This is a genomic window from Anaerocolumna sp. AGMB13020, assembly GCF_033100115.1.
Taxonomy (GTDB): domain Bacteria; phylum Bacillota; class Clostridia; order Lachnospirales; family Lachnospiraceae; genus Anaerocolumna.
This window is the reverse complement of the sequence record NZ_CP136910.1, coordinates 1,549,094-1,575,318: the sequence shown is the minus strand read 5'-3', so window position 1 is coordinate 1,575,318 and position 26,225 is coordinate 1,549,094. Positions and strand designations below refer to the sequence as shown.

Below are 26,225 nucleotides of genomic sequence, written 5' to 3'. Positions count from 1 at the left end.
AAGGGGGATAAAATATGTCTATTGGGATAATTACATGGGAGCAGTTTATTACAAAGAATAATGATGCCAGAGGTGTTCGCTTTAAATTTGAAGACTTGTGTCGTCAATTGTTTACTAATGAATTTCTCTCTGTAAACAAGAAGAACAGAAGCGTCCATAGCAACCCTAATAATGCAGGAATTGAATCGGAACCAGTATATGATGAAACGAATCAGAGATGGATTGGTTATCAGGCAAAGTTCTTTGATGACAGACCAGGATATGATCAAATATTGCATTCAGCTGAAAAGACAGTTAAACATTATGTTGGAAAAGTAGATCATATCTTCTTGTATAGTAACAAGCATTTATCAGTAGATGCGAGTGATTATAGAAAAGCTGTAGATCATTTAGCTAGTAATAATATTACCTTGGAACTTATAACAGGTGATACGATTTTAGATCAGGCAAGAAAATATCCATACCTTTCCAGTTATTACTTTGGCAGTCACTCAATTACGTATGACTGGATAGTAGACCACAATAAGTACATGTTTGCAGAACTCGGGGAGCGTTTTAATCGCGAGTTCAATGTGGATACCGATTTTTCGCTTCAGTTGTCTTTATTTGTACATGACGAAGCTGCAATCAAGTATATTAATGAAAAAAAGGAAGAGCTTATTTCTCAAATTGATTCGTTAAATTGGAATTATAATCAATATCATAGTTATCTTAACACAATAAAAGAAACAGTTAGGAATACCGCTGATATTGGATATATTAATATAGAAGATTCTTTTCAGTGGGAAAATAATATCAATACGGTTGTGGAAGCTGAAATCGAAAAATTTAAAGCCACAAAGACAGAATTAGAAAACAGGCAAAACGAATTGTATTTGGCTGCCTTTAGAGATGAGCTTATTTCAAAACAAGAAAAAGAAATGTCTAAGAACAAATATTTTGATATAGGAAGAAAAATTGAGTCGATAGATACTCTTTTAAACTTACCGGGCATCCTATCAATTCACAAATTTGAGCGTCAAATGATTACAGGAAAAATCCTTGTTGTGACTGGAGAAGCTGGAATTGGGAAATCTCAGATGCTTGCAAATGAAGTGGAAAAGTTGATTAAAAATAACAGAAATGCACTATTATTTCTGGCTGGGTTATATTTTACGGATGATCCAATTCAAGAACAAATTATGAAAAACTGTGGACTGGATTTTTCTTTTAATGATTTAATTGATATCCTGGAGGCAATGGGAGAGGCCCAGGGGAAAATTATTCCTGTGCTCATCGATGCCCTTAATGAAACCTGGAATAATGCCTTATGGAAAAAACATCTTCCAGTAATAATTGACAAGATTGAAGGATGTAATTATGTGAAGCTGGCCTTCTCTTTCCGTTCAGAATATGAAAAACAGCTTATGAATCAGAATTTGATTGAGAGAATCAAAAGCCAAAGTATATGCCATATATCTCATCGGGGATTTGAAAGGAATAGTATAGAAGCATCAAAACAATTTTTTAATTATTATGGAATTCCATTTACGTCATTTGAATATTTTGAATATGAAATGACAAATCCGCTATTTTTGACTTTATATTGTCGCACATATAAAGGCGATGAGGTTGATCTTCCTACCCTATATGAGCGATTTATTTCTAATGCAAACGAAAATATACAAAAGTCGATGGCAAACTCTTTGAGGCAACAGGGATATTCAGGAGCAGAGGATTTATTGTCCCCGCTTATCAATGAGCTAGCTAGTTCGTTAGCTGATAGAGGGGTCAGAGCTATATCAAAAGAAGAGCTGCTAAGCTTGAATTATTGGAAGAAGTATGGAATTGTCGCACCTCCATTTATACTGCAGATTATCAGGGAACATATTCTTCATAGCTATGTATATGGAGACAAAGAAGAGCTGTATTTTGCTTATGATCAAATGAATGATTATTTCTGTGCGAAAGCAATTGTTAACCAAGTAGAATCAAAAGATGACGTTAAGGAAAAAATACTTACCGAAATATTACAGATAAAAGATGGAAAGGTGGGCAATTATGGAAATAGAGATTTGTTCATTAACGTCTGTGTTCTTTACATGGATAAGTTCGGAGAAGAATGTATTAACTTGATTGACGATATCAGTGATGACTATGATAAATATGATCTTTTTAGCAGATATATTCAATCATTTCAATGGAGAAATAAGGACACTATATCTGAGCAGGGATTTTTAAATCTGATTAGAAAATATCCCTCAGAGCCGAAAGATATATGGAAGTTGCTTATCGGTAACAGTGTAAAGACTGGACATCCACTAAATGCAGATTTTTTACATAATTTATTGATGGGATATGAGCTTAATAAGAGAGATTATATTTGGACTACTTATATTAACACTGTTTTTTCAGACGATACCAATAGAATTATGCAGTTGATTCAGATGTATAATAAGGGAGAGTCCATCATTATGAGGAGTAAAAAGCAAACAGAGCTTTTACTCACTCTTTTTGGGTGGCTTCTTACGGCTTCGGATAGATCACTTCGGGATTATGCGTCTAAAGCAATGATTGAGTTTATGAAACAGGAATTTGACTTGTGTGAAATCATGCTTAAAAAGTTTGAAGGGGTGAATGATCCATATGTACTCCAGCGTCTATATGGAGTTGTATTTGGTGCTTGCTGTAAACGTAAAGATGGCCAGAACGATGTATACCGATTACTTTCAGAATACATTTATATAACAATCTTTGATCAGGAGCAGGTGTATCCGGATATTCTACTTAGGGATTATGCACGACTAATAATCGAGAGATTTTTGTGGGAGCAGCCTGACTATGATGGGATTATTGACAGATACAGGAGTATTCCACCTTATAAATCAAGTCCGGTTCCAGTTGTCTCCGAAGATTATACAAAGATGAAATTTGATGGTGGTTTATTAAGCGTTAGTATGTCCATGAAATTTGAAAACATGGGAATGTATGGTGATTTTGGTAGATATGTATTTCAGAGTGCACTACGTAACTTCGATGTTAATCATAGACAGATTTATAATTATGCGATGTCCTTCATAATTAATGAGCTTGGATATAAAGAAGAATGGTTTGATCATCATGGGCGGAGATATAATTATAATCGGCACGATACCATGAAGGTTGAGCGCATTGGCAAGAAATATCCGTGGATTGCAATGTACAACATTCTTGCCAGAGTTTCTGATCATAACGAAATGAGAGAGCGATATAGTATAAATAATAATGCAAGGATTCCATTCGAAGGAGCATGGGAACCTTATATTCGCGATTTTGACCCAACGCTGAATTGTAATTTTATGTTTTGTGAGGAGGCCCCCGTGTTTAAGCAAATTGATGAATTTGTATCTGCAGCACGGAATGAGAATACAAAAACAGCCATATCTGATAAGAATAGCCAGAGAGTATGGCTGGAAGATGAAGGAGTATTTTTTAAAAATCTGAAAGATATAATGCATCTGACAGACGACACAGGCACACAATGGGTTTCGCTAACAAAATATTGTGATACTGGACGCAATGACTTAAAGGATGAAAAACTTCTTGTTTGGAGTTGGCTATATGCTTACTTTGTCACACCAGAACAGGAAAAGGCATTTGCTGAAAGTGTGAATAAAGGGGTGGATTTGCGAACTCAAGAACTGGATTCTCATAATCAGACTTATGTGGTATTCAACCGAGAATATCCATGGTCGCCTAGTTGTAAATCACTTAAAGAGTATGCATGGATTGATGTCCATATTAAGACTGGTGATAAAGAAACTGTTACAGAGACCAGAATGATACCGGATTTGTCCCCACTGGATGCCTTTTTGAAAAAATTAGATTATTGTGAAGATGAGGAAATAGATGAAAATCTAGATTTTCAAGATGAGAGTGTAATTGAAGAAAAAATGCTTGATGAGACTGATTGTTTTGAAATTCCTGAGATTGTATATAAAGAATTAATCGTAGAGAAGGAGGTTGAAAAAGAAATCGGAAAGATATTACATGCTTCATCTGATTTGTTATGGGAAGAAGAATTTGATGCGTCTAAAGTAGAGGCAATATCGTGGAGTGTCCCGTGTGCGGAACTAATCGAAACACTGCATCTTAGACAGTTAAAGAGCGATGGTTTCTATTACGATGAGGCCGGAAATTTAGCTGCATTTGACACACGTATTACACAGCACCAAGGCGGTGTTGTTGTCCGAAAAGATCTGTTAGATACATTTTTGAACTATAAAGGAATGAAGCTTATATGGATTTTAAATGCAGATAAAGAAATCCATAATTCGGATTTAAGCATATCTCAGTGGAGTGAATGGACAGCGTTATTATCATATGATAGAACGAATATCAAAGGTAATATTTGCAGAATGATGACCAGTGTTTGAGAATCGCTTTCAGAAAGGAGGAATGCTTTGTACTGTCCGGAATTAAAATATGATTTAAGTATCATTTTATGAGTGATTTTATCCATAGACTAAGTTACTTTAAAAAAAATGTACTCCCTCCAAGGGGATACTGGGTCTTGACGAAAGTATTTAAAATAAAATTCTGAAAAACAATGAAAAAAGTTATAGGATTTTTAGGGGGATTATGAGAAAAAAGACTCCGCTGAATAAACAAATCTATTTGTCAGACCACTACACTGGAAATATTGCGAAAACTTTTCAAAGGGAAAAAGACATAAACATTTTGCAGTGGGATTTCTCTGTTGAGGCAAGTCTTGTTGTAAAATTACAGATTGAATCTCTGCTTAATTATATTGTAAAAAATGTTAAGAGCAAGGATGAAAGAAGATGTAAATATCTGCTTCCGTTGCAATATTTATTTCGTTATGTAAAAAAGAATAATATCACGGATATTCTAAAAATGGAAATCCGCCAAGAAAAAGAATATGAGTTGTTTGTACCCAAAGAGGTGAAAAAGAACAGTGGAAGTCTTCGAAAATTTATAGAGTTTTGCAGACGAATTTTATTCATATCAAATAAGGAAATTGACTGGTCGGCAAATGTCTGGTATGTAGAGGGGTTACATATTAATCCGAAGAGGGTGAGTCAGGGAACCCCTATATTAAGTTTTTCTTTTCTGGATATTACAAATAGTGATAATAGAAAAGCGCTTCAAGAGTACGTAAATTATCTGATTTGTGTAACAAGTATGAAAATGAATACCATTAGAATACGACAAACTTATGCACGAGATTTTTTCAGATATCTTGAACAATGCAATCTATGTATCTTCGATGTTGACTATCAAATTACAGTAAAATATATGAAAAAATTAGGAACGCAGAATTTGAAGTCACAAAGCTATAATATTAAATTGAATGCTATTTTAGAAGTTATTCAATATTTGCAAACAAGAAATTATATTGCTCGTTTTGAGATACCAGTGCTATACCATAAAGAAAAGGAAATACATACGGTCAATGATATATATAACATTGATGAAAAATTAGATATTTTGCAGAAATACTTATATCTTTTCCCAGAAACACTAAGAATTATGTGTCTGGTATTGATTAACACAGGGGTAGAAAAAGGAAAAATGTTTTTATTTAGAGATACAGATTTCTATTGGGAGGAGGGAACTAGCTGGTTGCGTATACCGGGAGAAAATAGAAGTATACCAATTCCAAGTATATTATATTGGATTATCATTCAATATATGAAGCGAAATAAGTTAACATTTGATGCACAGCTCTTTCACAATGAGCGTGGCAAAAAGTATTCAACAGCCAGTTTTGCAGATGCTGTTTCAAAGCAATGTAGTAAACTGGGAATTTTAGATGGCGAATATATCTTTAAAGGTAGTATGTATCAAAGAGAGTTGTGCAGGGTGTTATATCGTAGCGGAACTTCTTTACAAGCAATACGAGAATATATGGGGTATTCTACTGAAGAAGTGGTAAAGGATATTGTTGGCTGGAAAGATGAAAAAGTTGCAATAAAGACACAGGAGTTTTTTGAAGATGAGAAGCACAATCTGGGAGGGAAATTACTGATGGCTAAGCATGATAAAATGAAAGAAATAAATCAACTGGAAAGTTTGCATAAAGTTGATTTTGCATTGCAGGAAATCAAGAATTACAAAGACAGCGGTAGAATAATATCAGTGACTGAATTATCAAGAAAGACAGGATTATCCAAGGGTTTCTTCTATAAAAATGATCGGGTTCGAGAGGCACTTGATGAAGTGAAGAATGAGCAAAAGGAAGAACAGCTGGGAATTATAAGAAAAGAAATTATTGACTACAGTCTTGAGAAACAGTTAGAAGTCTACAAGCGGGAACTGGAAAAAACAAAACAAGAAAACCAGCTGCTGAAGAGAGAAAATGAGAAGTTGAAGAAGGCATTAGATAAGCAGACACTTCAATATTTAAAACTACTTGCAGAAACATGATTACAGTATGCACATTTATTTAAAGCGAGCATGCTGTTTAATATACATTGGTATGTAGCAGTAGAAATGAAATACTGTTTTCTGGAACGCGTGTATTGTGTAAAAATCCTTTAAAATCAAGGAAAAATGGAAGTTGCACCATTTTAACAATACCAGTATATGGCACCGCTGGTATTTCAGACAAAGGAGCTGGAATATGTCAAGGAACATCTTCGTATTCTGTCAGGATTTTATGGCGTGCTAAAACCCTTTGACGGTGTAATTCCTTACCGGCTGGAGATGCAGGCGAAGCTGAAGGGGAAGGGATTTCACTCCCTGTATGAATTCTGGAAGGACAGACTGGCAGTTCAGTTGGCTGCGGAAACAGACCTGATAATTAATCTGGCTTCCGTTGAATACAGCAAATGTATAACCCGTTATTTAAGAGATGAGGTACGACTGATAACCTGTGTTTTTGGAGAGCTGATTAACAAAAAGCTGACTGAAAAGGGAACCATAGCTAAGATGGCAAGAGGCGAGATGGTACGCTATATGGCAGAATGCCAGGTGAAAAAGCCGGAAGAAATCAGGGGATTTAACAAATTGAATTTCTCCTATACAGAAGAGTTATCGGATGAGAATACATATGTATTCCTGCGTAAAATTGAGAAATTGACATAAGCTAAGTTCACGTTCTAAATATTTCCTCATTAAGATTAAGGGTTGCCGTATAAGCCTCTGGCTTATACGGCAACCCTTTCTTCTTTTACGGCTCAGTACCAAGGATCAGTAACCCATCGTAATAAACGGTTACATTGGCATTGGTCTTATAAGAATAATCGTTGGACTGGTTGTAAGCACTCCAGTCATTTTTGTTCTGTCTTGTGTTTACTGTGAGGACAGCACCCGGCGATAGCGTATCATCTGACTGGAAGCTGATTTCCAGATAAGTGTCTGCAGTAGCTTTTGGAGCAGAAAGTGTCTTAAAGGTTCCTTTAGCAGAGCTGGTTATTGCTTTATACCAGGGAGCTTTGTTTAAGGCTAAAGCTGCAGTGTCACAATAAAAGGTTTCATTGCTGCTGCCATCCTTGGTGTAATAATAACGTATTGTAAGTTTATTTAATGCAAGCTCATTACTACCTGAGTTGGTAAGTTTGATATTGTTATAAAGAGTATTTGTGGAAGCAGAGCTGTCTCCAGTATTTGTAAGTACCAGGTTATAGTTACCCCCTGGTGTAACAGTAGGTGTAATGGTAGGGGTCATAGTAGGGGTAATGGTGGGGGTCACAGTAGGAGTCACAATAGGGGTTACAGTAGGAGTAACGGTAGGAGTCACAGTAGGGGTAGCGGTGGGAGTTGCAGTGGGAGTAACGGTGGGAGTCACAGAAGGGGTCACGGTGGGGGTCACGGTGGGAGTAATAGTAGTGGTCACAGTAGGCGTTGGTGTACCTCCAGTGAATGCCGGTAGTTCATCCAGGGTCGTAACAACATCACTGTTATAAACTTTATAAACCATAGAGGATTCCGTATAGGTATTTCCGATGCCTCCATTGTAGTCCAGGAGAAAATCGCCGTTCCACACACCAAACCATAACCAGTAAACATTGTCCCTCTTCATCAGGTCGGGGTCCATCATGACTCCGTTTTCACTTAAGGTAGCCATTTTAGTGCCATTGGAATAGTTCACGGTTTTTGCGAACTGGTCGGATTGAACGCTGTAGTTATGAGCGTCGGCATAAATATCGGTGCCTGCGATGTCACAATACTGATCGCCCGGATACCAGTCAGCATTCTGGCCGTTCCATACCCAGATAAGGTTATTCAGATGATGGTAATAGGTTTGACGGTCGAACATAAGCCTGTAGAGCCACAAATAAGGTTCAGCACCTTTGGCACCCCACCAGAACCAGCCGCCGCTGGCCTCATGAAGCGGTCTCCAGAGTACGGTTACGCCTTCCTGCTGGAGGGAATCCAGGTAACCTGAGATAACATCGATATCCCGAACCATAAGATAGGTTTCCTCTGAAATCTGACCGGATTCATACATGGATTTAATTTCAGTTAAAGGTAATCTGCTTATGTTGAGAGAGGTTACTGCCTTTGACAGGTCAAAGGTAGTGCCCTTGGTATAGAAGTCAGCGCCACCTTTGGGTGCATGCCAGTGCCATTGGAAGGAGGTAAGACCACCTTTTGCATTCCACTCTTTGGCAAGCCGCACTTCATCAGCATTCTGCCAGCTGCTGGCAGGAGAGCAGAAAATCATGTCAAATAACCGCAGTGCAGGGTACTTGCCTGTAAATTGATAAAGAGCGTCGGATTCTTTATCCGTATTTAAGGTACAGGTCTGACCAGCCAAGGTGCTCTTTCCATAAATACTCTTTAAGTAGCTCATGATTTCTTTGGTTTTTGCATTGGCATTGGGATTAACCAAAGATGAGGTTGCCTTGGTATACACAGAAGCAGGAATACCAGTACCATTTTCAATCTTTACATAATCCAGATCGAACCAGCCCCAGCTTTCCTTAATGGAGAGGGTAATGGTACCGGCTTCAATGTAAATGCTGTTCAGTACCGTATCATGCCAGGCACCGTCACCCGTGCTTACAACAGTAGCAACAGAAGCACCATTAATAAGCAGGAAATTCTCTTTGTAGCTGTCTGCGGCAGTACGAACAGTAATGGTATAATGCTGTGATGCAGGAATCGTTAGCTGCATGGACCAGGAGTTATTGCTGGCCTGGTTAAACCCTGTGGCGTATCCGGTGCCACTGAAACCTGCCCGTGCAGTGCCAGCCTTTACGTTACCGGCCATAACGGCATTTTCAGCCTCCAGAGTCTGAGAAAATGCTGTGGATAGCGTAGTCGCATCCGCAGCAAAAGGTTGTGACAGTAATGCTGTTGCCAGTAAAAGGATTACCAGCAGCATTGCAATCAGCGATTTTCTTTTTCTTATCATACTTCACCTCTTTCTTGCGCTTCTTTGCGCAGCATGTCATACGAAGCGGTTTTAAGCCTCGTAACGGGAGCCACAGCTTATGAACTGCAGCTCCAAACCCCTTAATTTACATTGATTTATTCGGAAGCTTACAGCAACTTCCGGTGATAAACATATAGAAACAAGGTCCCTATATTGTTTGTCCAATCGTTTTATTACTAAATTATATGCTAGTCCAACTATTACATGCCAAAGAGTTTTTCGCTTTTTCGAATATTTTTCTATTTCGGTGTAACCTTATTATCAAACGCAACGAATAAGAGATGTATACAAAAGAATTACTTACGGGGTGCACTTCAATGATTCCTGATAAAACATTATATAAAGCCTTTCTTGAGGGGGATATTTCTGCCTTTGAAGAATTGGTAATACGCTATCGCTATCCTTTGGTTTATTTTATACTGCAGTTTCTGAAGGATTATCATAGTTCCGAAGATATAGCCCAGGAGGTATTCGCTTATATTTATCTGCATCCGGACAGATATTTCTCCGAGTACGAGTTTAAAACCTATTTATTTATGTTAGGTAAACGACGAGCCATTGACTATATAAGAAAACGGAATCGAACAAAAGCGACATTAATAGAGGACCTGCAGCTGGAGGATGTAAGAACGCTGGAGGAAATCATTTATAGGAAAGAAGATTCCATAACACTTAAAAAGGCAATCAAGGAATTGAAACCAGAATACAGTAAAGTGGTTGTGCTTCAGTATCTTAACGGTTTTTCACTTGCCGAAATCGCTGTTGTTATGGATAAAAGTATCGGTGCTGTCAAGGTTATATCTCATCGGGCAAAGTTAAAACTGAAAGAAATCTTGGAGAAAGGGGGGATGGTCTTATGAAATCTGACCGGGAATTCTTAAGCGAGGTGTATCAAAAAGCAGAACAGCTGAAAAAAAACGAAGAAAACCCAGAACGGATCAAAGGAAAAAGAAGGGTATCTCTCGGATTTGCTTTAACAGCTGCAGCCTTTCTAATATTTCTATCTGCCACTTATGTATTTCAAAACATACCAGGGACCAGAGAACCAGCAACACCAGAGAAGTTCAGCATAGAACCACGTGGTATCAATTTGCCGGATTATACGCAGGAACTCATGGATACAGCTACAGAAATTGCAGTAATTCAAACGGCTGGGAACAGCAAAGGGACTTTCCGGCTTGTGAAACTCTATAAGCATTCTCTGACAGAGGACAGAATAGCAAAAGAACTAACCAACCTCATGCCTGTTCTTGGGGAGGGAGAAACAGCAATTGTATTTTTAAATATGGGTACTGAGGGACTACAACTCCTTGATGTTTTTACCGGAAAAGAAGATACAAAGGATTATGTAAACAGTGCAGGGGATGTGTTAACAGAAGAAAGGCTTGAAGGCATAGTCAAATAAATATATTTTTTTTAAGGACAAAAAAAACAAAAAAAAATAACAAACAAAAAATAATTAAGAGAAATAACAAAATAACAAAGAAAAATAAAAAACAAAAAAACAGTGAAAAAAACAAAGAAAAAAACAAAGAACAATTGAACAGTGAAAGAAGTTCATCGTTCTTACAGGAGGATAAGAAATGTTCAAAAAATTACTATGTATTATGATGGTAACCTTATTAACCGTAAGCCTGGCAGCCTGCTCAAAGTCATCCGGTGAAGCCGCCTCCAAAGGACCGGAGGGTACGCTTAGTGAAATTATAGACAAGATTTATGAACAGAAGGACCCGGGGTTGAACCTGGAAACCAGAGAAGTTGATCTTACAGATACCAATGCTCTCCAGTATAATACAGGTTTGACCGATGCCACACTTATCAAGGAAGCAACAGTATCAGAAGCACTCATTACCTCGCAGGCCTATTCCATGGCGCTGGTAAGGGTAAAGGACAGCAAGGACACAGAAGCTGTTGCGAAGCAGATGTTAGACGGTATTAATCAGAACAAGTGGATTTGTGTAGGTGCGGATGACTTAAAAGTTACAGCCTCCGGTGACACGATAATGCTTATGATGGTACAAAGTTCCCTTTCAGATACGGTTACCTCAGACCAGATTGTAGATGCATTCAAAACCGTATGCGGCGGTAAAGTGGATCTGACCTTGGAAAAACAACAGTAATGGAGTTGCCATGTTATTTTCGAGTATAACGTTTCTATACTTTTTTTTACCAGCGGTATTGATAGTTTATTTTCTTGTGCCTTATAAGAACAAGAATTTCCTAATTCTCCTTGCAAGCCTTCTGTTTTACGCCTGGGGAGAACCATTGTACAGCATACTAATGGTTGCATCCATTTTACAGGGATATTTTATGGGGCTTCGCATTGAGAGCCTTGCAGGCAGGAAACAGGCTAAGTACTGGATGATTACTTCCATCTTGATAAGCCTTGTAATTTTAGGCTTCTTTAAGTATTATGATTTCTTTATACAGAGCGTTCATGAAGCTGCCCATTTATCTCTGCCGATGCTTTCCATAGCCTTGCCAATGGGAATCAGCTTTTATACCTTTCATATCATAAGTTACGTAATCGATGTGCACCGGGGAGATATTAAAGCAGAGAAAAGTCTTATAAATTTTATGGCCTATTCGACTTTGTTTCCTCAGTTGGTAGCTGGTCCTATTGTTCGTTATGCGGATATAGCAGAACAGCTTCATAACAGGAAGCACAGTCTCGAGCAGATATACTGCGGCAGCCGGAGGTTCTTAGTGGGCCTTTCAAAAAAGGTGCTCCTTGCGAATTCCTTTGGACTGCTGGTTGCTCATTTCAGAGCTTCCGAGGACAAATCGATACTATTTTTCTGGATTTATGCAGCGGCATATACCCTGCAAATTTATTATGATTTTTCCGGTTACAGTGACATGGCAATAGGTCTTGGACAGATTTTTGGATTTCGTTTTTTGGAGAATTTTCAATATCCTTATATCGCAAAGAGTATTACCGAGTTCTGGAGACGCTGGCATATATCCTTAAGTTCCTGGTTCAGAGATTATGTTTATATACCCATGGGTGGCAACAGGGTCTCAAAGCAAAGGCAGATATTTAATCTGCTGGTGGTATGGATGTTAACCGGATTATGGCATGGGGCAGCCTGGAATTTCATACTGTGGGGACTGTATTTTGCTGTACTGCTGATACTTGAGAAATTCTGCCTGTTTAAAAGTAAATTATGGATTCCTTCTGTCCTCTCTCTCGTTTACGTGTTGGTGCTGGTGATGATAAGCTTTGTTCTGTTCAACGCAGAAAATTTAAACCAGGCAATGGAAGATATCAGAGGAATGTTTGGTCTTACAGGAATCAAGGCAGTTACACAGGAGACGCTGTATTATTTCAGAAGTTACAGTATATTACTGAGCATTGGAGTAATCAGTGCAACGCCGGTTGCTGGCAAGCTATATAGGCGTGTTATCAAAGGAAAGGTGGGGAGCAGTGTGGCAGTGGTCATTGAGCCGGCGGTATTGGTCTGCCTGCTTCTGGTGATTACGGGATATCTGGTGGACGGTTCCTTTAACCCATTTTTGTATTTTAGATTTTAATAGAATCTTGAAATACATTCTTACCTTATCCCTATTTTTATGAAGTCTTGCCATTTCTTCCTCGGACTCCTGCATTCCTCTGGTTACGAATAAGAAGCATAGAGATAAGGAAAGAGCAGGATTACCTTCGTGTAGCAGCATTGTCTAAAGTGGCATGCTGACAATATTTATAGTAGAAATGAGGAAGTAATGAAAGATAGAATCAAATATGTAATTGGCATTTCATCACTGCTTATCGCTTTATTTACCCTTTCCATTATAAATTGTCTGAAACCTCAGGCAGAATTCTCTGACAGCGAGAGAAGAAAGTTAAAGCTAAAATCGGACTGGTCTGCAGAGCTTCTCCTTTCTAATAAGATGGGAGATGCTTTTGAGGGATATGCCATGGATCAGTTTCCTTTCAGAGATATATTCAGAAGAATAAAAGCTTACACTCTCTACAAACTGCTTCAGGAGAAGGATAATAACGGTATTTATATTGCGGATGGATATGCGGAGAAGCTTAATTATCCCTTAAAGGAGGCTTCTCTTTCCAATGCCCTGAACAGATTTCAATTCCTTTATGATAACTATCTGGCCGAAGGTATGGGCAATCTTTATACCTGTATTGTCCCTGATAAGGGGTATTATCTGGCAGAGAAGTTCGGTTATCCTCATATGGATTATGACCGCCTCTATGATACCATAAGAGCAGGAATGAGGTATGCTGATTTTATAGATATCAGAAATCTCCTTCATGTAAAAAGTTACTACAAAACAGATACACATTGGAGGCAGGAGATGCTAAAGCCTGTGGCAAAGAAACTGCTAAACAGTATGGGAGCAGAGGATATCCAGGGACATTCATATCAGGAGATCACACCGGAGACACTTTTTTATGGAGTCTATTACGGACAGTCTGCTTTGCCTTTGGAAAAGGAGTATATTACGTATCTGACCAATGAGCTCCTGGACAGCTGTATTGTCTATAACTATGAGAAAGACAGTACCTCCGGGATATATGATTTTGACAAGCTTAAAAGTAGAGACCCCTATGAAATGTTCTTATCGGGTTCGGTTCCTTTGCTAACAATTGAAAATCCCAAAGCTCTTGGAAAAAAAGAATTAATAATATTCCGAGATTCCTTTGGCAGCAGTCTGACACCCTTGTTGGCTGAAGGATATTCTAAGATAACACTGGTGGATATACGCTATGTATCAAGTGCGATTTTAGGGGATTATATTGATTTTAATGGGCAGGATGTATTGTTTCTATATAGTACTCTTCTTTTAAATGACAGTTTTAGTATGAAATAAATAAGTGCTTCATCCTTTTATAGTGCAAATTGCACATAAGAGAATGAAGCATTTTTATGTCATAAAAGCTTGTAATATATCTAAATTATGGATACAATCAAAAGGTAGAATATAAATCGAGGTTATATAGAAGCACAAACAGAAGATATTCACAAATGAAGGAGAGTGTTATGTATTTAATACCGGAACCACAGAAAATGATATTGGAAGAGGATACCGGCTTTGTCTTAAGATACAACGGGCGCATAACTGTAAGCAGCTTATGTGACAGACAAGCCGTAGCTCATGCCGCTATTTTGAAAGAGGAAGTCCTCAGACAGCTGGGTTTTCATTACCTTATTTCCAAGGGAGAAAAAATATCAGGAGAGCTGTTTCTTGGCTTAAAGACAAATTTGCACCCGGAAGGGTATGAGTTAAATATTACCAAAGATGCAATAGAATTATATGGTGGCAGCAGTGCGGGGATACTGTATGGAATCCAGACTTTACGCCAGATAATTAATTTTAAGGGAGCGGTACTTCCGGCCCTTACCATTGAAGATTATCCGGTCATAGCGAACAGGGGGTTCTATCACGATATAACCAGAGGACGTATACCGACTCTAAAAAGTCTGAAGGAACTTGCGGATAAGCTGTCCTATTATAAAATGAACCAGTTGCAGCTATATATTGAACATAGTTTTCTATTTCGTAATTTCAGTGAAGTCTGGCGGGATGATACGCCACTTACAGCTGAGGAAATTCTTGAGCTGGATCAATACTGCCGCAACCTGCACATAGATCTTGTGCCCTCTATTGCTACCTTCGGGCATCTTTATAAAGTACTTCGTACAAAGACCTATTCTCATCTCTGTGAACTGGAGGGAGCGGACAAGGAACCTTTCTCTTTTTATGAAAGAATGGGTCATCATACTCTTGATATTTCGAATAAAGATAGTTTTACCTTTATTACAGAAATGCTTCAGGAGTTTATCCCTTTATTTTCATCTGAATATTTTAACCTGTGTGCAGACGAAACCTTTGACCTGGGAAAAGGAAAAAGCAAAGCGATGGCCGATAAGGTCGGGCTTGAAAATATGTACATAGACTTTGTCGCAGAAATATGCGAGTTTCTTAACAGCAAAGGAAAAAAGCCGATGTTCTGGGGAGATATTATCTGCGGATTTCCGGAAGCTGTTAAGAAACTTCCAGAGGGTGTAATCTGCCTCAACTGGGGATATGAACCCAATGAAAGTGAGGACAATACCAAAGCACTGAAAGAGGCAGGTGCACTTCAATATGTATGTCCCGGGGTCAATGGCTGGAACAGGCTGATTAATAATTACAGATCTGCTTATGAAAATATCAGGAGAATGAGCAGCTATGCAGTCAAATATCAGGCAGAGGGAATTTTAAATACGGATTGGGGTGATTTCGGACACATTAATCATCCGGAATTCTCCTTAGCGGGACTGATCTATGGAGCAGCCTTTTCCTGGAATGCAAAAGGTCTGGAGTTTGAGGAAATCAATTGTAAAATATCGAGGCTTGAATATGGAGATGCAACAGATACCTTTCTGTCTGTCGTGAATACACTATCAGAACAGAATGCGGTTACCTGGTATGAGGTAATATGCTTTAAGGAATTAACGGAAAATGCCATTAACGGAGAACCCTATTCACCTGTGTTAAAAGATATCAGTTGGGATGAGATTAACGCAACCAATGTAAATATAGATAACTGTCTAACCCTTCTTTATCGGATACTGTCCACTGCCAGACAGGAGAAGCGCTATCTTTATAAGGCTTATTTCATAGCAGGAGCAGGCATGAAGCTCTTTAATGAGATTGGTGCTTTTGCAGCCTGCGGTCCCAGTACGGCAGATGCAAAGGAGCAGGGGAAGGAGCTTGCAGTAAGGCTTGAATATTGGCATCAGGAATATAAGGAGTTATGGCGCAGTGTCAGTAAGGAGTCCGAGCTCTATCGAATCAGCGAAGTTGCTTACTGGTATGCAGATTATCTGAGAGCCCAGTAAAAGGATATTGAATCAAAGTTGCTTTTCGGTTATACTCTACTTCATATGGCATTTGTCGAAAAGGAGAACGAAAAAGCAATGAAATTCTATCTTGCACCCTTAGAAGGGATAACCGGATATATCTACCGAAATGCATTTCACACCTATTATGACCAGGTAGACAAATATTTTTCACCCTTTATAACAACAAATTCGGATCTAGCCTTTAAGAACAAAGATATTAAGGATATTCATCCGGATAATAACAAAGGAATGGTTTTAATACCCCAGCTGCTTACCAATAACGCCAATAGTTTTATCAGTGCTTCGGAAAAGATAAAGCAGTATGGGTATCATGAAATAAATTTAAACCTGGGTTGTCCCTCCGGCACGGTTGTATCCAAAAATAAAGGCTCCGGCTTTTTGGCACTCAGAGAAGAACTGGATAGATTTTTGGAAGAGATCTTTGAAAAGTCCGTTACAGAGATTTCAATCAAGACCAGAATTGGAAAAGAACAGCCGGAAGAATTCTATGAGCTGCTTCAGATTTATAATAAATATCCTCTGAAAGAGCTGATCATTCATCCAAGAATTCAGAAGGATTTCTATAAGAACAAACCAAATCTGACGGTCTTTGCCGATGCCTTGAAGACCAGTAAGAATCCCGTCTGCTACAATGGAGATATCTTTACCCTTAAGGATTTTAAAGAGTTCAATCAAAGATTTCCGGAAGTGGATACCTTAATGCTTGGCAGAGGGCTTCTTGCCTATCCGGGACTGATTGCTGCCATTAAGGAAAATAAGCAGCCGGACAAAGAGGTCTTCAGGCAATTTCATGACAGAGTATATGAAGATTACCGTAAGGTCCTGGCTCCTGACCGGAATGTATTGTTTAAGATGAAGGAACTATGGATTTATATGAGTACGGTCTTTACTGATTATGAGAAGTACCTGAAAAAGATTAAGAAATCAGAGCAGTTAGACAGTTATGAAGAAACAGTTGAGAAGCTCTTTCGTGAGCAGGAAATTGTGATTGAATAAATGTTAAAGGATTAAAAACAGTTTTTCGCAAGGGGACGGCAATTTGCATAAAACAGAAAGAGTCATACTTCAATTCCAAGGCATAAGAAGTTCTAATTCTCTGAATATTTTGTGCTGGACATATAATAAAACTGATAACTCGCTGCGCTCAGACAATCAGCTTTATTATATAGCACAAAATTTCCAGAGAAAAGAACTTCTAATGCCTTTCCATAAGCGTATTCGTTCTTTCTATTTTATGCAAATTGCCTGTGCTCCTATTGACGTTAGGCTTTGCTTTTTTAATAATATGGATACTCCTTTAAAACCACGTATAAACCCTTTCAACTTGCTGTGAGTTGTTGTAAATACCCTTCAGTGATTTGCCAGTTTTTAGTTGCTCAAGGTTTATATTATTGTATTGAGCAAATCTTACATAATAATTCATATTATCAGTACACAATGATGATACTGGTTGGTTTATCATCATATATAAGGTGTAAATCTTTTGTCATAATTCTACCTAATGTAGCAATTTTAGTATCTTCATCAACCAAATAATTTAATCGATTATATCAATTGATGCTTTTCAAGATAGGTCTTATAAGCATTGGCCAGGAAGGTGGAGGCACCTTCACCATATATTCTGTCGGTAGCTTCTCTGACAGCCTTGTCAGTAGTATAACCCTCTAAAACAAGATTCCAGTAGTTATCGCCCATGTCTATTCCGTTTAAGGTATCCCTCATTAAGTCCATCAACTCTTTTACGATACTCTGTATTTCTGCTGAAGAGGGGTCTTTCCTCCTGTCAGAAGTCAATTTTTTATGGAGTTCCGTATTTTTAGCTACATAATCTTTAGAGGAATCCATAAGTGAATTCATTCTGTCCATCGTACCTTTGAAATCCATCAGGTTCTGTTTCATCGCTTTTGTATATTTCTCAATACTGCCATATTGCTTTATTGCCAATTGACCGATTTCTGATTCCTTTTCTTTCATGGTCTCAAACATCTCATCGAACTTTTCCATGCTGCCCCAGTAAGTTACAATCTCATCTAAATGGGTCTCTTTAAAATCCTCCAGGGCAGAAAAATATTCCGTCATATCGAATTCCTTAAAGCTCATATCCTCTTCTCCTTTCAAAAGCCTGTCGATTAAACCAAGCAGGTTACCAAGTCTGTCAGCCTTAGCCTGTATAAGCTTTCGTTGATCTCTTAAAGCTTTTAGCCTGTCAAACTGTGGATTTTGCATAATTGCTTTTATATCCTTTAAAGGAAAGTCCAGTTCTTTAAAAAACAGTATCTGTTGAAGGGTCTCCAGGGATGCCTTATTATAGAGCCTGTATCCGGCAGCTGTAGTATCAGATGGTTTTAACAGACCGATTTCATCATAATATTGCAGGGTACGAACACTTACTCCCGTAAGATCAGAGACCTGTTTTATTGTCATCATGGCGGTACCTCCATATCCAGAGATTATATTCAGGTTGGTTGATTATATATTTATAGGTTAATTGGTAACAGCTGTTCTATTGCTTCTAATCTCTGTTATAAGCATATACTATCACGTTGGGTGAGAGTCAACAAAAACTTTAATAATTTTTTTGCTATATATAAAATGAATATATGTAGCATTTTTAGGACTTAATTTGCTAAACAATATCCCATAGAATTCAGGTTGTAAAAAACGAAAACCATCATTACAAAAGGTCTGAAATTATAAAACATATAACTCTGCTCCCATATAAATGATTTCAGGTGAATTGCAAAAGAGAGAAAGAACGAATGTGCCTATGGAGAGGTATTAGAGGTCCTTTTGTCTGGAGATTTTGTGCTATCATGTAAAACAGATTGTTTGAGCGTAGCGAGTTATCTGTTTTTCATGATGTCAAGCACAAAATCTTCAGACAATTAGGACTTCTTATACCTCGGAAATGAAGCAGGAGTTCTTTCTCTCTTTTGTAATTCACCGTCCCCTTGTGAAAAACTGTCTTTTCTAATCCAATCTATCTTCAATAAAAAAAAGAGACAAATCTTCAAGCAATCTGTCTCTTCCTGTATATATATTACCACAAAATCACGATTTTTTCAAGTCTTGTAATAGATTGGAAGCTGCCCTATAATGAGATACCATCTTGGAAGGAGGATTATTTATGGAGGACAATTTATTTGAAGTAATGCAGCTTAAAAAGCAGGAAGCTGAAATAACGGCACTTCTGGCAGTAAATGAAAAAACAGAAAGCTTTGGTCTGTCTTTATCCTATGAAGAGGCGAAGGAATTGGTGGTACTGCGAAACGACAGTCTTAAGAGTGCTCAAAGAGTGGAATTCGGGGAAGGAATTCTGCCGAAGCTTATATACCACTTCTGTGACTCCCAGTATATTACACAGGATAATTACATGCAGACGCTGACAGATCTCCAGGATATCTTTTATCAGTTTAAGAATGAAGCGGAGGATAATCTTACCGATGATGAATTGTTTACCTTTATGAAAGAGCAGTTTGAAGAGGTATGTACAGGGGACTTAGAATATTTAGCCGGTACTTGTCTGGAGAAATTCACAGAAGCTATCAGGGCAGGTTATCGAGGTTATAAACAGACTGGCGGCAGCGGAGAATTCAGCCAGTTCGACGATGTAACACGTTGGGATAGGGAGTTATATCTACAGGTCCTAAAAGAAATCTTTTGGGATTAACAGGAGGCTATATGGATATGGATTATACCATGGAAGAACTTCTGCCATTAGTAGAGAAGCTTACCTTTCAATACACCTCCGGAGACAGCAGTTCCGTGACCTATGAGACTGCCAGAATGCTGATGGAAGCAATTCTCTATTGTATAGAAGTGTATGAAAGGGAAGGGAATGCATACAGTGTCAGAAGCGAGGCCAGACAGGAAGCAGCCTATGTCTATAAGCTGGGGTATGAGGCAGTAAAAGAGAAGGTATTTAAAGCGAAAGAGCTGTATGAAAATATACTCAAAAATTTCAGGGATTTCGGTTTAAGAAATCTAAAAGAAACCTTTTTAGACGGAATGCCTGCTTTTTTCATTCATTATGATGCGAAATTCAAACCCCAGGACCATCTATTAACGTTGGATTATCCTACAGTAGGTGCCATTGGCAACCTTAATGGGATTGATGCCATATATCAATATTTATGCAACATCAAACTTGAGAATGATTTCTTGCAGGTATTTGCTCCTGAGAATGTGGCAAGGCGGTTGGAAAGGTTTATGCCTGACTATAAGGAGGCATATTATGATAATATTTGTGATGCAGTACTCCTAACCATAATTGGCTGTTATGCCGCGGATAAATCCATAGGTGAGCTTGACTTAAGGGAAGAGGATATGAATGCAGTACGGGATTATTTTAGGGGCGATGATATGGAAGCGGCAGAAGGAAAAATAAAGCATATATTAACGGTTCTTTTTCAGCAGGTTTTTTCCGGGCAGGAGGAAATGAAAGTATATTTCATGCAGGGCAGCAAAAATTATGCAATCAGGATTATGAATGGTATACAGAATAATTCACTTTCCGGAGTATTTGGGATGTATCATGAGTTTGGCTAAGAGAGGTTATTAAAGTGTTAATCAGATAAGATATGGGTAAGAAGGTTCTTAGCTGTCCGACTAAAGCTAAGAACTTTCTTCCATTTTACAAAGAGGTTCTTTGGAACCTTCAAGATATATCGTAAATCAATGTAAAAGCAACATTTACTTAAAACATTTTATATCGTCAATGTAAAAGCAACATTTAAAACATTTTATCGTCAATGTAAAAGCAACATTACTTTAATGTATTTTTCGGAAGGAATGTAAATAATTTAGCCATATTTACGGATACAATCCTTAAGAAAGCATGTTATGTGCCTGGGGCAACCCCATAAAAAGGTCTTATTACTTACTTTATTATAGGAACAATTAAATAATAAACAACCGGTACGAAGATTGCAGGCAGAAGATTGCCAACCCGTACTTTTTTACCAAGTAACAGATTAAGTCCCACGCAGAAAATTAATACAGAACCAATGCAGGATAGGTAACCGATTAAAGTCTCGTTCATATAACCGGAAATCAGAGAAGCACACAGAGTAATCGAACCCTGATAGAGCAATAAAGGAACGGCAGAAAACATAACACCAATACCGAGAGAAGAGGCAAATACCATAACAATAATAAAATCCAATAAGGCTTTGGCAAGAAGTGTGGTGTAATCTCCCGTAAGACCATCTTTAATGGAGCCTACCACTGCCATAGCGCCGACACAGATAACCAGAGTGGAGGTTACGAACCCCTCAACGAAACTGTTGTCACCAGAGGACTGAAAGAAGCCTTTTAATCTGTTACCCAACTTCTCCATACGGTTTTCCAGGTTTAATGCTTCTCCGATAAAGCCACCGATAACCAGGGACATTACTAACAGCATGGTATTGGTAGTTTCAAAGCTGCCCTTATCGGTTATTGTCAAAAGCCCTGCCATGGCACCGCCTAAACCGATAAATAAAGTTGCCGTACCGCAGGCTTGCATAAGAATTTCGTGAAATCTTTGCTTTAAACCATTTTTTATCAGAAGCCCTACACCGCTTCCAAGGATAACTGCCAAAAAATTTACGATGGTACCTAAGCCTCTCATGTTTTTCTCCTTCGTTCTTTAAATATCACAATTCTAACACAAACTTTCTGGAAAAGAAAATAGTAATTCTTATTTGATTGAAGAAATTGGCAGCAGGTATTTTTAACTTTTTCTTGCGCATTAAAATAGAATTTTGTATAATATAACTGCGTTAATAGTAGCATTCCCGAATACTGTCACTTAGTGGCGGATGGTTCTGCGGGGGTGCTTTTCTTTCATTAGATACCTTTAGAGGAATTATAATATGAAATGGATAAATGTTAGCAAAGAGCAATCAGAATTTGAAAGTTATAATAATCTTATCGTATTAAGCAGGATCAAGCTTATATCTGCTGCTGTTGTTTTACTTTCCTTTCTGTTCATTTATTTTGACTGGACAGTTATAAGGATAGGAACAGACAAGGTGTATCAGATTACGTTGATTTCCATGCATTTATTCTGTCTGCTTTCATCTGCAGTATTTCTTATATTCTATCGGCGTATTGTAAAACATACGAAAGACGGAAAACGCTTCATATCCACCATACCTCAAGTGTATTTCTTTCTGTATATCCTTGTGGGAGCCCTGTCTTCCGTAAACAGCCAGCATTACACAGGAAATATATATTCTTATATTATTCTCTCTCTCATAGCCGGAGCTGTTCTTACTTTGAAACCTCTGGTAATGGTTATATCATATCTTCTAAGTCATGCGATATTCCTATTCGGCATCAGCCTGCTTGATACAGACGCAGGACAAGCTCTTACAAAGCAGTTCAATGCAACGATTATGATTGCCACTTCCCTGTTTATGAGTATAATGTTTTACAAGCATCGAATGAAAGAATATTTTACAAAGCAGAAGCTGAAAGAAAATGAAGAAAATTTTAAAAAGCTTTTTTACGCCAATCCCTATCCGGTGTTCATTACCAGGCTTGAGGATGGCAAAGTGATCAAAGCCAGCAAAAGGGCTATCAGTCTTATGGGTATGAACGAAGATGAGACCAAAGGGTATAACAGTTTGAACTGGTATATTCAGGAGGATAACAGATTATCCCTTTTAGAAGAGCTAAAAAGTAATAATTCCGTTTACAACCGTATTGTGGCCTATGATTTTCAAGGTAAACGTATGTGGGTAACTGCTAATTATGAAGTAATAGATTATCATGGTGAAAAGTGTATACTTACGGGTATTATGGACATCACTGAAATACACAAAGTAGAGGAAGAACTTTCACGTCAGGCCTCAACAGATGTACTGACAGGAATTATGAACCGCAGAATGGGAATGAACAAGCTGGAAGAACTTATGGAATCAGGTAAAACAAGCTTTGTGGAGTTTGTCCTGTGTTTTGTGGATATCAACGATTTAAAGAAGATTAATGACAGCTTGGGACATGGTGAAGGTGACAGATATCTTATGACCTTTTGTGATCAGACGAAGGAGAAGCTTGGGGAAAAGGATCTGTTCTTTCGTATGGGAGGAGACGAGTTTATAATCGTATTCTTAAACAAATCCTTATCGCAGTCAGAAAAGCTGTGGAAGAAACTAACAGAGCACCTTGGTACTTTTGATATTTCTGCCAGCCATGGTATGGCTTATTATAGTTCCGGTATGGAACTGGAGTTGGAGGATATCATAGAAAGCGCCGACAAGAGAATGTATGAAGAGAAGATAAAATACAAAAACGAGAACTAAAACACACCAGGAGGACAGGAAAATGGAAGAAAAGAAGCTGGATTTTACAACAATTGATGAATATATTATGTTATATCCGCAAGAGATACAGGAGAAGCTTACTGCTCTGCGAGAACTGATACATTCAGCAGTGCCTGAGGTTACGGAAGCCATAAGCTGGAGAATGCCAACCTTTAAGCACTATGGTAATCTGGTGCATTTTGCAGTTTTTAAGAACCATATTGGTCTATACCCAGGGGAGAGCGGCGTCAGTGTATTTAAAGACAAAATGAAGGACTATAAAAGTTCCAAAGGAGCCGTTCAGTTTCCTAACGATAAGCCGATTCCATTCGAACTGGTAGAGGAGATTGTGCGATATCGGGCAAAAGAAAATGAAGAGCTTGCCTTAAGTAAAAAGAAAAGCAAATAATGCTTGACAAAACAGCTATAAGAAGTATAATTTGCTAGTCAGTTACCATTACAAATACAAAGCAGTGTAATATTAAATACAGGAAGTTAATGAAATGAACAGAAAATCCATCAGGTTAAATTTTGTATATTATTTTGCAGGTACCCTGCTGTCAGCATTTATAGTAGCTATCATATTGGAATGCCTAAGCAGGGCATCCCTTTTTAAGGCCCTTATCTTTCTATGGCAGGAACCACTTTTATTCTTTTTAAATTTATCTATTATACTGCTGACGCTGTCTGTAACACTTTTTACGGCAAAAAGAAGATTCTTTTTCTCTATTGTTGCCGGAGCCTGGATCATTTTAGGAATAGTCAACAGGATCATACAATGTTTTCGTCTCACCCCCATTTCAGCCATGGATTTCTATCAGATGAAAGAAGCTTTAAAAAATCTGCCTATGTATATGAACACCTTTAATATATTACTACTGGCAGTCTTAGTTCCGGCAGTGATCTTTCTGATTGTATTTCTGTGGAAGAGAATCAAATCTCAGAAAAGATTACTGGCAGTTCCTATAAGTCTCCTGGTCTTTTCTGGTTTACTTCTTGGAGTTATCACCTATACGGCTACCAGGACAAAAGTACTTCAAAACGAATTTGATAATCTTCACGATGCTTATTTTCAGTATGGGTTTACCTACTGCTTTACCAACAGTATCTTTGAAAGAGGTATTGATAAACCTTCGGATTACTCAGCAAGCCGTATGGAGGAAATCACAGAGGAATTAGCAAAGGCTTCTGATGTACTGTATACAGGGGATAAAGTACAGGGAGATAATCCTAATATTATTATGGTGCAGCTGGAATCCTTCTTTGATGTGAATTATTTGAAGCACTATTCTTTTTCTGAGAATCCTCTGCCTAATTTTACGGCTTTAAAAGAGAGCTGTACCTCCGGTTTCCTGACCGTTCCTGTTTATGGTGCAGGTACAGTCAATACGGAATTTGAGGTTATTACGGGGATGAGTATGGAGTATTTTGGAACCGGTGAATATCCCTATAGAACAATCCTTAAGTCTGAAACCTGTGAAAGTGTTCCCTATAACCTGAACAGAGAAGGATACCGCAGTTATGTAATTCACAACAACTCCGCATCCTTTTACGACCGCAAGGACGTATTTCCCAGACTTGGCTTTGATAACTTTGATTCCATCGAATTTATGAGCGGATTGTCTTATAATCAGATTGGCTGGGCAAAGGACAGTGTGTTAACAGGTGAAATATTAAAGGCACTGAAAGCGGAGGATGCCAGGAATTACATATACACGATTTCTGTACAGCCCCATGGAATCTATCCAGTTACCAAGCCGGAGGTACCCTACAGGATTCAGGTGACACCAGAAGCAGAGGCACCTTATCCCACGGCTGCTTATACCTCACTTGAAGCGTATGTCAATAGTATGGAATACTATGTAAATCAGCTTAATGAGACAGATCAGTTTGTTGGGGACCTTACAAAAGCGCTTTTGGCTTATGAGGAACCTACTGTAGTTGTATTTTACGGAGACCACCTGCCGCCTCTGTCACTGGAACAGAAGGACATTATAAATGACAGACATCAGACGGAATATGTGCTGTGGAGTAATTTTATGCTTGATAAGGCGGATAAGGATCTTACCGCTTATCAATTGAGTGCATATGTGCTGGACAGACTTGGAATGGATAAAGGTATCCTGACCCAGTTTCATCAGAGAGCTTCAGCTGATAAAGAATATAAGGATGAACTTAAGCTTCTCCAATATGACCTTTTATATGGCAAGAAATATGTATTTGACAAAAAAAATCCCAATGAAGTAAAGAATATGAGTATGGGAATCACACAACCTGAGATAACCGAGGTAACCAGGCAGGGAGATAAGCTTATTATAACCGGTTCCGGTTTTACTGAATACAGTGCTGTTGTGGTAAACGGAAAAAAGTACGAAACGGAATATATAAGTGATACGAAGGTGAGTATTTCAGATAATCCGGAAGAAGAGTGCAACATTTATATAGAACAACTGGCAGGAAGCAAGGTGGCACTTGGGAAAAGCAAGGTCTTCCGCTATTTGTCAGCCAAAGAATAAAAAAGGTATGCTGTGAATTTACCATCAATCACCAATTCTATTGTGTGAATGATAAATTAAGCTCACAGCATACCTTTTTTATGAATTTTGTCAGGGAGTTTGAATAATTCTCTTGTGTTTAGTCTGGTATCCAGGACGATACAAGTAATTTTCAAACAAATCTCTGGATTTTATGTGGGATAAAACT

At 38.2% G+C, this 26,225-nt stretch carries 18 protein-coding genes and 1 pseudogene; 15 read left to right on the top strand and 4 right to left on the bottom strand.

All coding sequences use genetic code 11. The features are described 5' to 3' along the window. The first annotated feature begins 14 nt into the window (after nt 1-14). From R2R35_RS06225 to R2R35_RS06215, 3 genes are all read left to right on the top strand, one after another. Nucleotides 15-4,394 (top strand): hypothetical protein, encoded by a 4,380-nt coding sequence (locus R2R35_RS06225; protein ID WP_317733646.1) that lies wholly within the window; start codon nt 15-17, stop codon nt 4,392-4,394. Between the two features lie 205 nt (nt 4,395-4,599). Continuing rightward, nucleotides 4,600-6,408 carry a DUF6262 family protein gene (locus tag R2R35_RS06220; protein ID WP_317733645.1) on the top strand — a complete coding sequence of 603 codons (1,809 nt, stop codon included), beginning with the start codon at nt 4,600-4,602 and terminating at the stop codon, nt 6,406-6,408. A 159-nt stretch (nt 6,409-6,567) separates the two neighbouring features. Further along, nucleotides 6,568-7,068, top strand: a complete 501-nt coding sequence (locus tag R2R35_RS06215) for a YaaA family protein (protein ID WP_317733644.1) — start codon at nt 6,568-6,570, stop codon at nt 7,066-7,068. An 85-nt stretch (nt 7,069-7,153) separates the two neighbouring features. Here R2R35_RS06215 and R2R35_RS06210 read toward each other — a convergent pair whose 3' ends face one another. Further along, the gene (locus tag R2R35_RS06210) at nt 7,154-9,343 is read right to left on the bottom strand and encodes a glycosyl hydrolase (RefSeq protein WP_317733643.1); all 2,190 of its coding nucleotides are present in this window, start codon (nt 9,341-9,343) and stop codon (nt 7,154-7,156) included. A gap of 338 nt (nt 9,344-9,681) precedes the next feature. On the opposite strand from R2R35_RS06210, the gene R2R35_RS06205 reads away from it, so the two are divergent. The 7 genes from R2R35_RS06205 (at nt 9,682) to R2R35_RS06175 (ending at nt 17,229) form a co-directional block, all read left to right on the top strand. Beyond that, nucleotides 9,682-10,224: an RNA polymerase sigma factor gene (locus tag R2R35_RS06205; RefSeq protein ID WP_317733642.1), complete on the top strand. Its 543-nt coding sequence runs from the start codon at nt 9,682-9,684 to the stop codon at nt 10,222-10,224. Then, on the top strand, nt 10,221-10,769 hold the full coding sequence (locus tag R2R35_RS06200; RefSeq protein WP_317733641.1) for a hypothetical protein: 549 nt from the start codon (nt 10,221-10,223) through the stop codon (nt 10,767-10,769). The genes R2R35_RS06205 and R2R35_RS06200 overlap by 4 nt, the downstream gene beginning before the upstream one ends. Before the next feature lie 178 nt (nt 10,770-10,947). Continuing rightward, the gene (locus R2R35_RS06195) at nt 10,948-11,484 is read left to right on the top strand and encodes a hypothetical protein (RefSeq protein WP_317733640.1); all 537 of its coding nucleotides are present in this window, start codon (nt 10,948-10,950) and stop codon (nt 11,482-11,484) included. Between the two features lie 145 nt (nt 11,485-11,629). Continuing rightward, nucleotides 11,630-12,898 carry an MBOAT family O-acyltransferase gene (locus R2R35_RS06190; RefSeq protein WP_331670238.1) on the top strand — a complete coding sequence of 423 codons (1,269 nt, stop codon included), beginning with the start codon at nt 11,630-11,632 and terminating at the stop codon, nt 12,896-12,898. A 189-nt stretch (nt 12,899-13,087) separates the two neighbouring features. Further along, entirely contained in the window at nt 13,088-14,194 is a 1,107-nt protein-coding gene (locus tag R2R35_RS06185; RefSeq protein ID WP_317733638.1) for a DHHW family protein, read from the top strand. A 170-nt stretch (nt 14,195-14,364) separates the two neighbouring features. Continuing rightward, nucleotides 14,365-16,209 carry a glycoside hydrolase family 20 zincin-like fold domain-containing protein gene (locus R2R35_RS06180; RefSeq protein WP_317733637.1) on the top strand — a complete coding sequence of 615 codons (1,845 nt, stop codon included), beginning with the start codon at nt 14,365-14,367 and terminating at the stop codon, nt 16,207-16,209. Nucleotides 16,210-16,287: 78 nt separating this feature from the next. Then, nucleotides 16,288-17,229 (top strand): tRNA dihydrouridine synthase, encoded by a 942-nt coding sequence (locus tag R2R35_RS06175; protein ID WP_317733636.1) that lies wholly within the window; start codon nt 16,288-16,290, stop codon nt 17,227-17,229. 291 nt (nt 17,230-17,520) lie between these two features. Here R2R35_RS06175 and R2R35_RS06170 read toward each other — a convergent pair. Both R2R35_RS06170 and R2R35_RS06165 read right to left on the bottom strand, forming a co-directional pair. Beyond that, nucleotides 17,521-17,747, bottom strand: a pseudogene (locus R2R35_RS06170) (IS1595 family transposase); the annotation flags it as partial. Nucleotides 17,748-17,778: 31 nt separating this feature from the next. Then, on the bottom strand, nt 17,779-18,660 hold the full coding sequence (locus R2R35_RS06165) for a MerR family transcriptional regulator (RefSeq protein WP_317733635.1): 882 nt from the start codon (nt 18,658-18,660) through the stop codon (nt 17,779-17,781). A gap of 700 nt (nt 18,661-19,360) precedes the next feature. Here R2R35_RS06165 and R2R35_RS06160 point away from each other — a divergent pair. Then, nucleotides 19,361-19,903: a DUF6323 family protein gene (locus R2R35_RS06160; protein WP_317733634.1), complete on the top strand. Its 543-nt coding sequence runs from the start codon at nt 19,361-19,363 to the stop codon at nt 19,901-19,903. A gap of 11 nt (nt 19,904-19,914) precedes the next feature. After that, entirely contained in the window at nt 19,915-20,781 is an 867-nt protein-coding gene (locus tag R2R35_RS06155) for a DUF6179 domain-containing protein (RefSeq protein WP_317733633.1), read from the top strand. Between the two features lie 331 nt (nt 20,782-21,112). Here R2R35_RS06155 and R2R35_RS06150 read toward each other — a convergent pair whose 3' ends face one another. After that, nucleotides 21,113-21,844, bottom strand: coding sequence for a DUF554 domain-containing protein (locus R2R35_RS06150; protein ID WP_317733632.1), 732 nt, complete (start codon nt 21,842-21,844; stop codon nt 21,113-21,115). Nucleotides 21,845-22,088: 244 nt separating this feature from the next. Here R2R35_RS06150 and R2R35_RS06145 point away from each other — a divergent pair, with 244 nt between their 5' ends. The 3 genes from R2R35_RS06145 to R2R35_RS06135 all read left to right on the top strand — a co-directional run bounded on the left by R2R35_RS06145 (nt 22,089) and on the right by R2R35_RS06135 (nt 26,038). Continuing rightward, nucleotides 22,089-23,522, top strand: coding sequence for a sensor domain-containing diguanylate cyclase (locus tag R2R35_RS06145; RefSeq protein ID WP_317733631.1), 1,434 nt, complete (start codon nt 22,089-22,091; stop codon nt 23,520-23,522). 22 nt (nt 23,523-23,544) lie between these two features. Then, nucleotides 23,545-23,931, top strand: a complete 387-nt coding sequence (locus R2R35_RS06140; protein ID WP_317733630.1) for an iron chaperone — start codon at nt 23,545-23,547, stop codon at nt 23,929-23,931. Between the two features lie 94 nt (nt 23,932-24,025). Beyond that, on the top strand, nt 24,026-26,038 hold the full coding sequence (locus R2R35_RS06135; protein ID WP_317733629.1) for an LTA synthase family protein: 2,013 nt from the start codon (nt 24,026-24,028) through the stop codon (nt 26,036-26,038). Nucleotides 26,039-26,225: the final 187 nt, after the last annotated feature.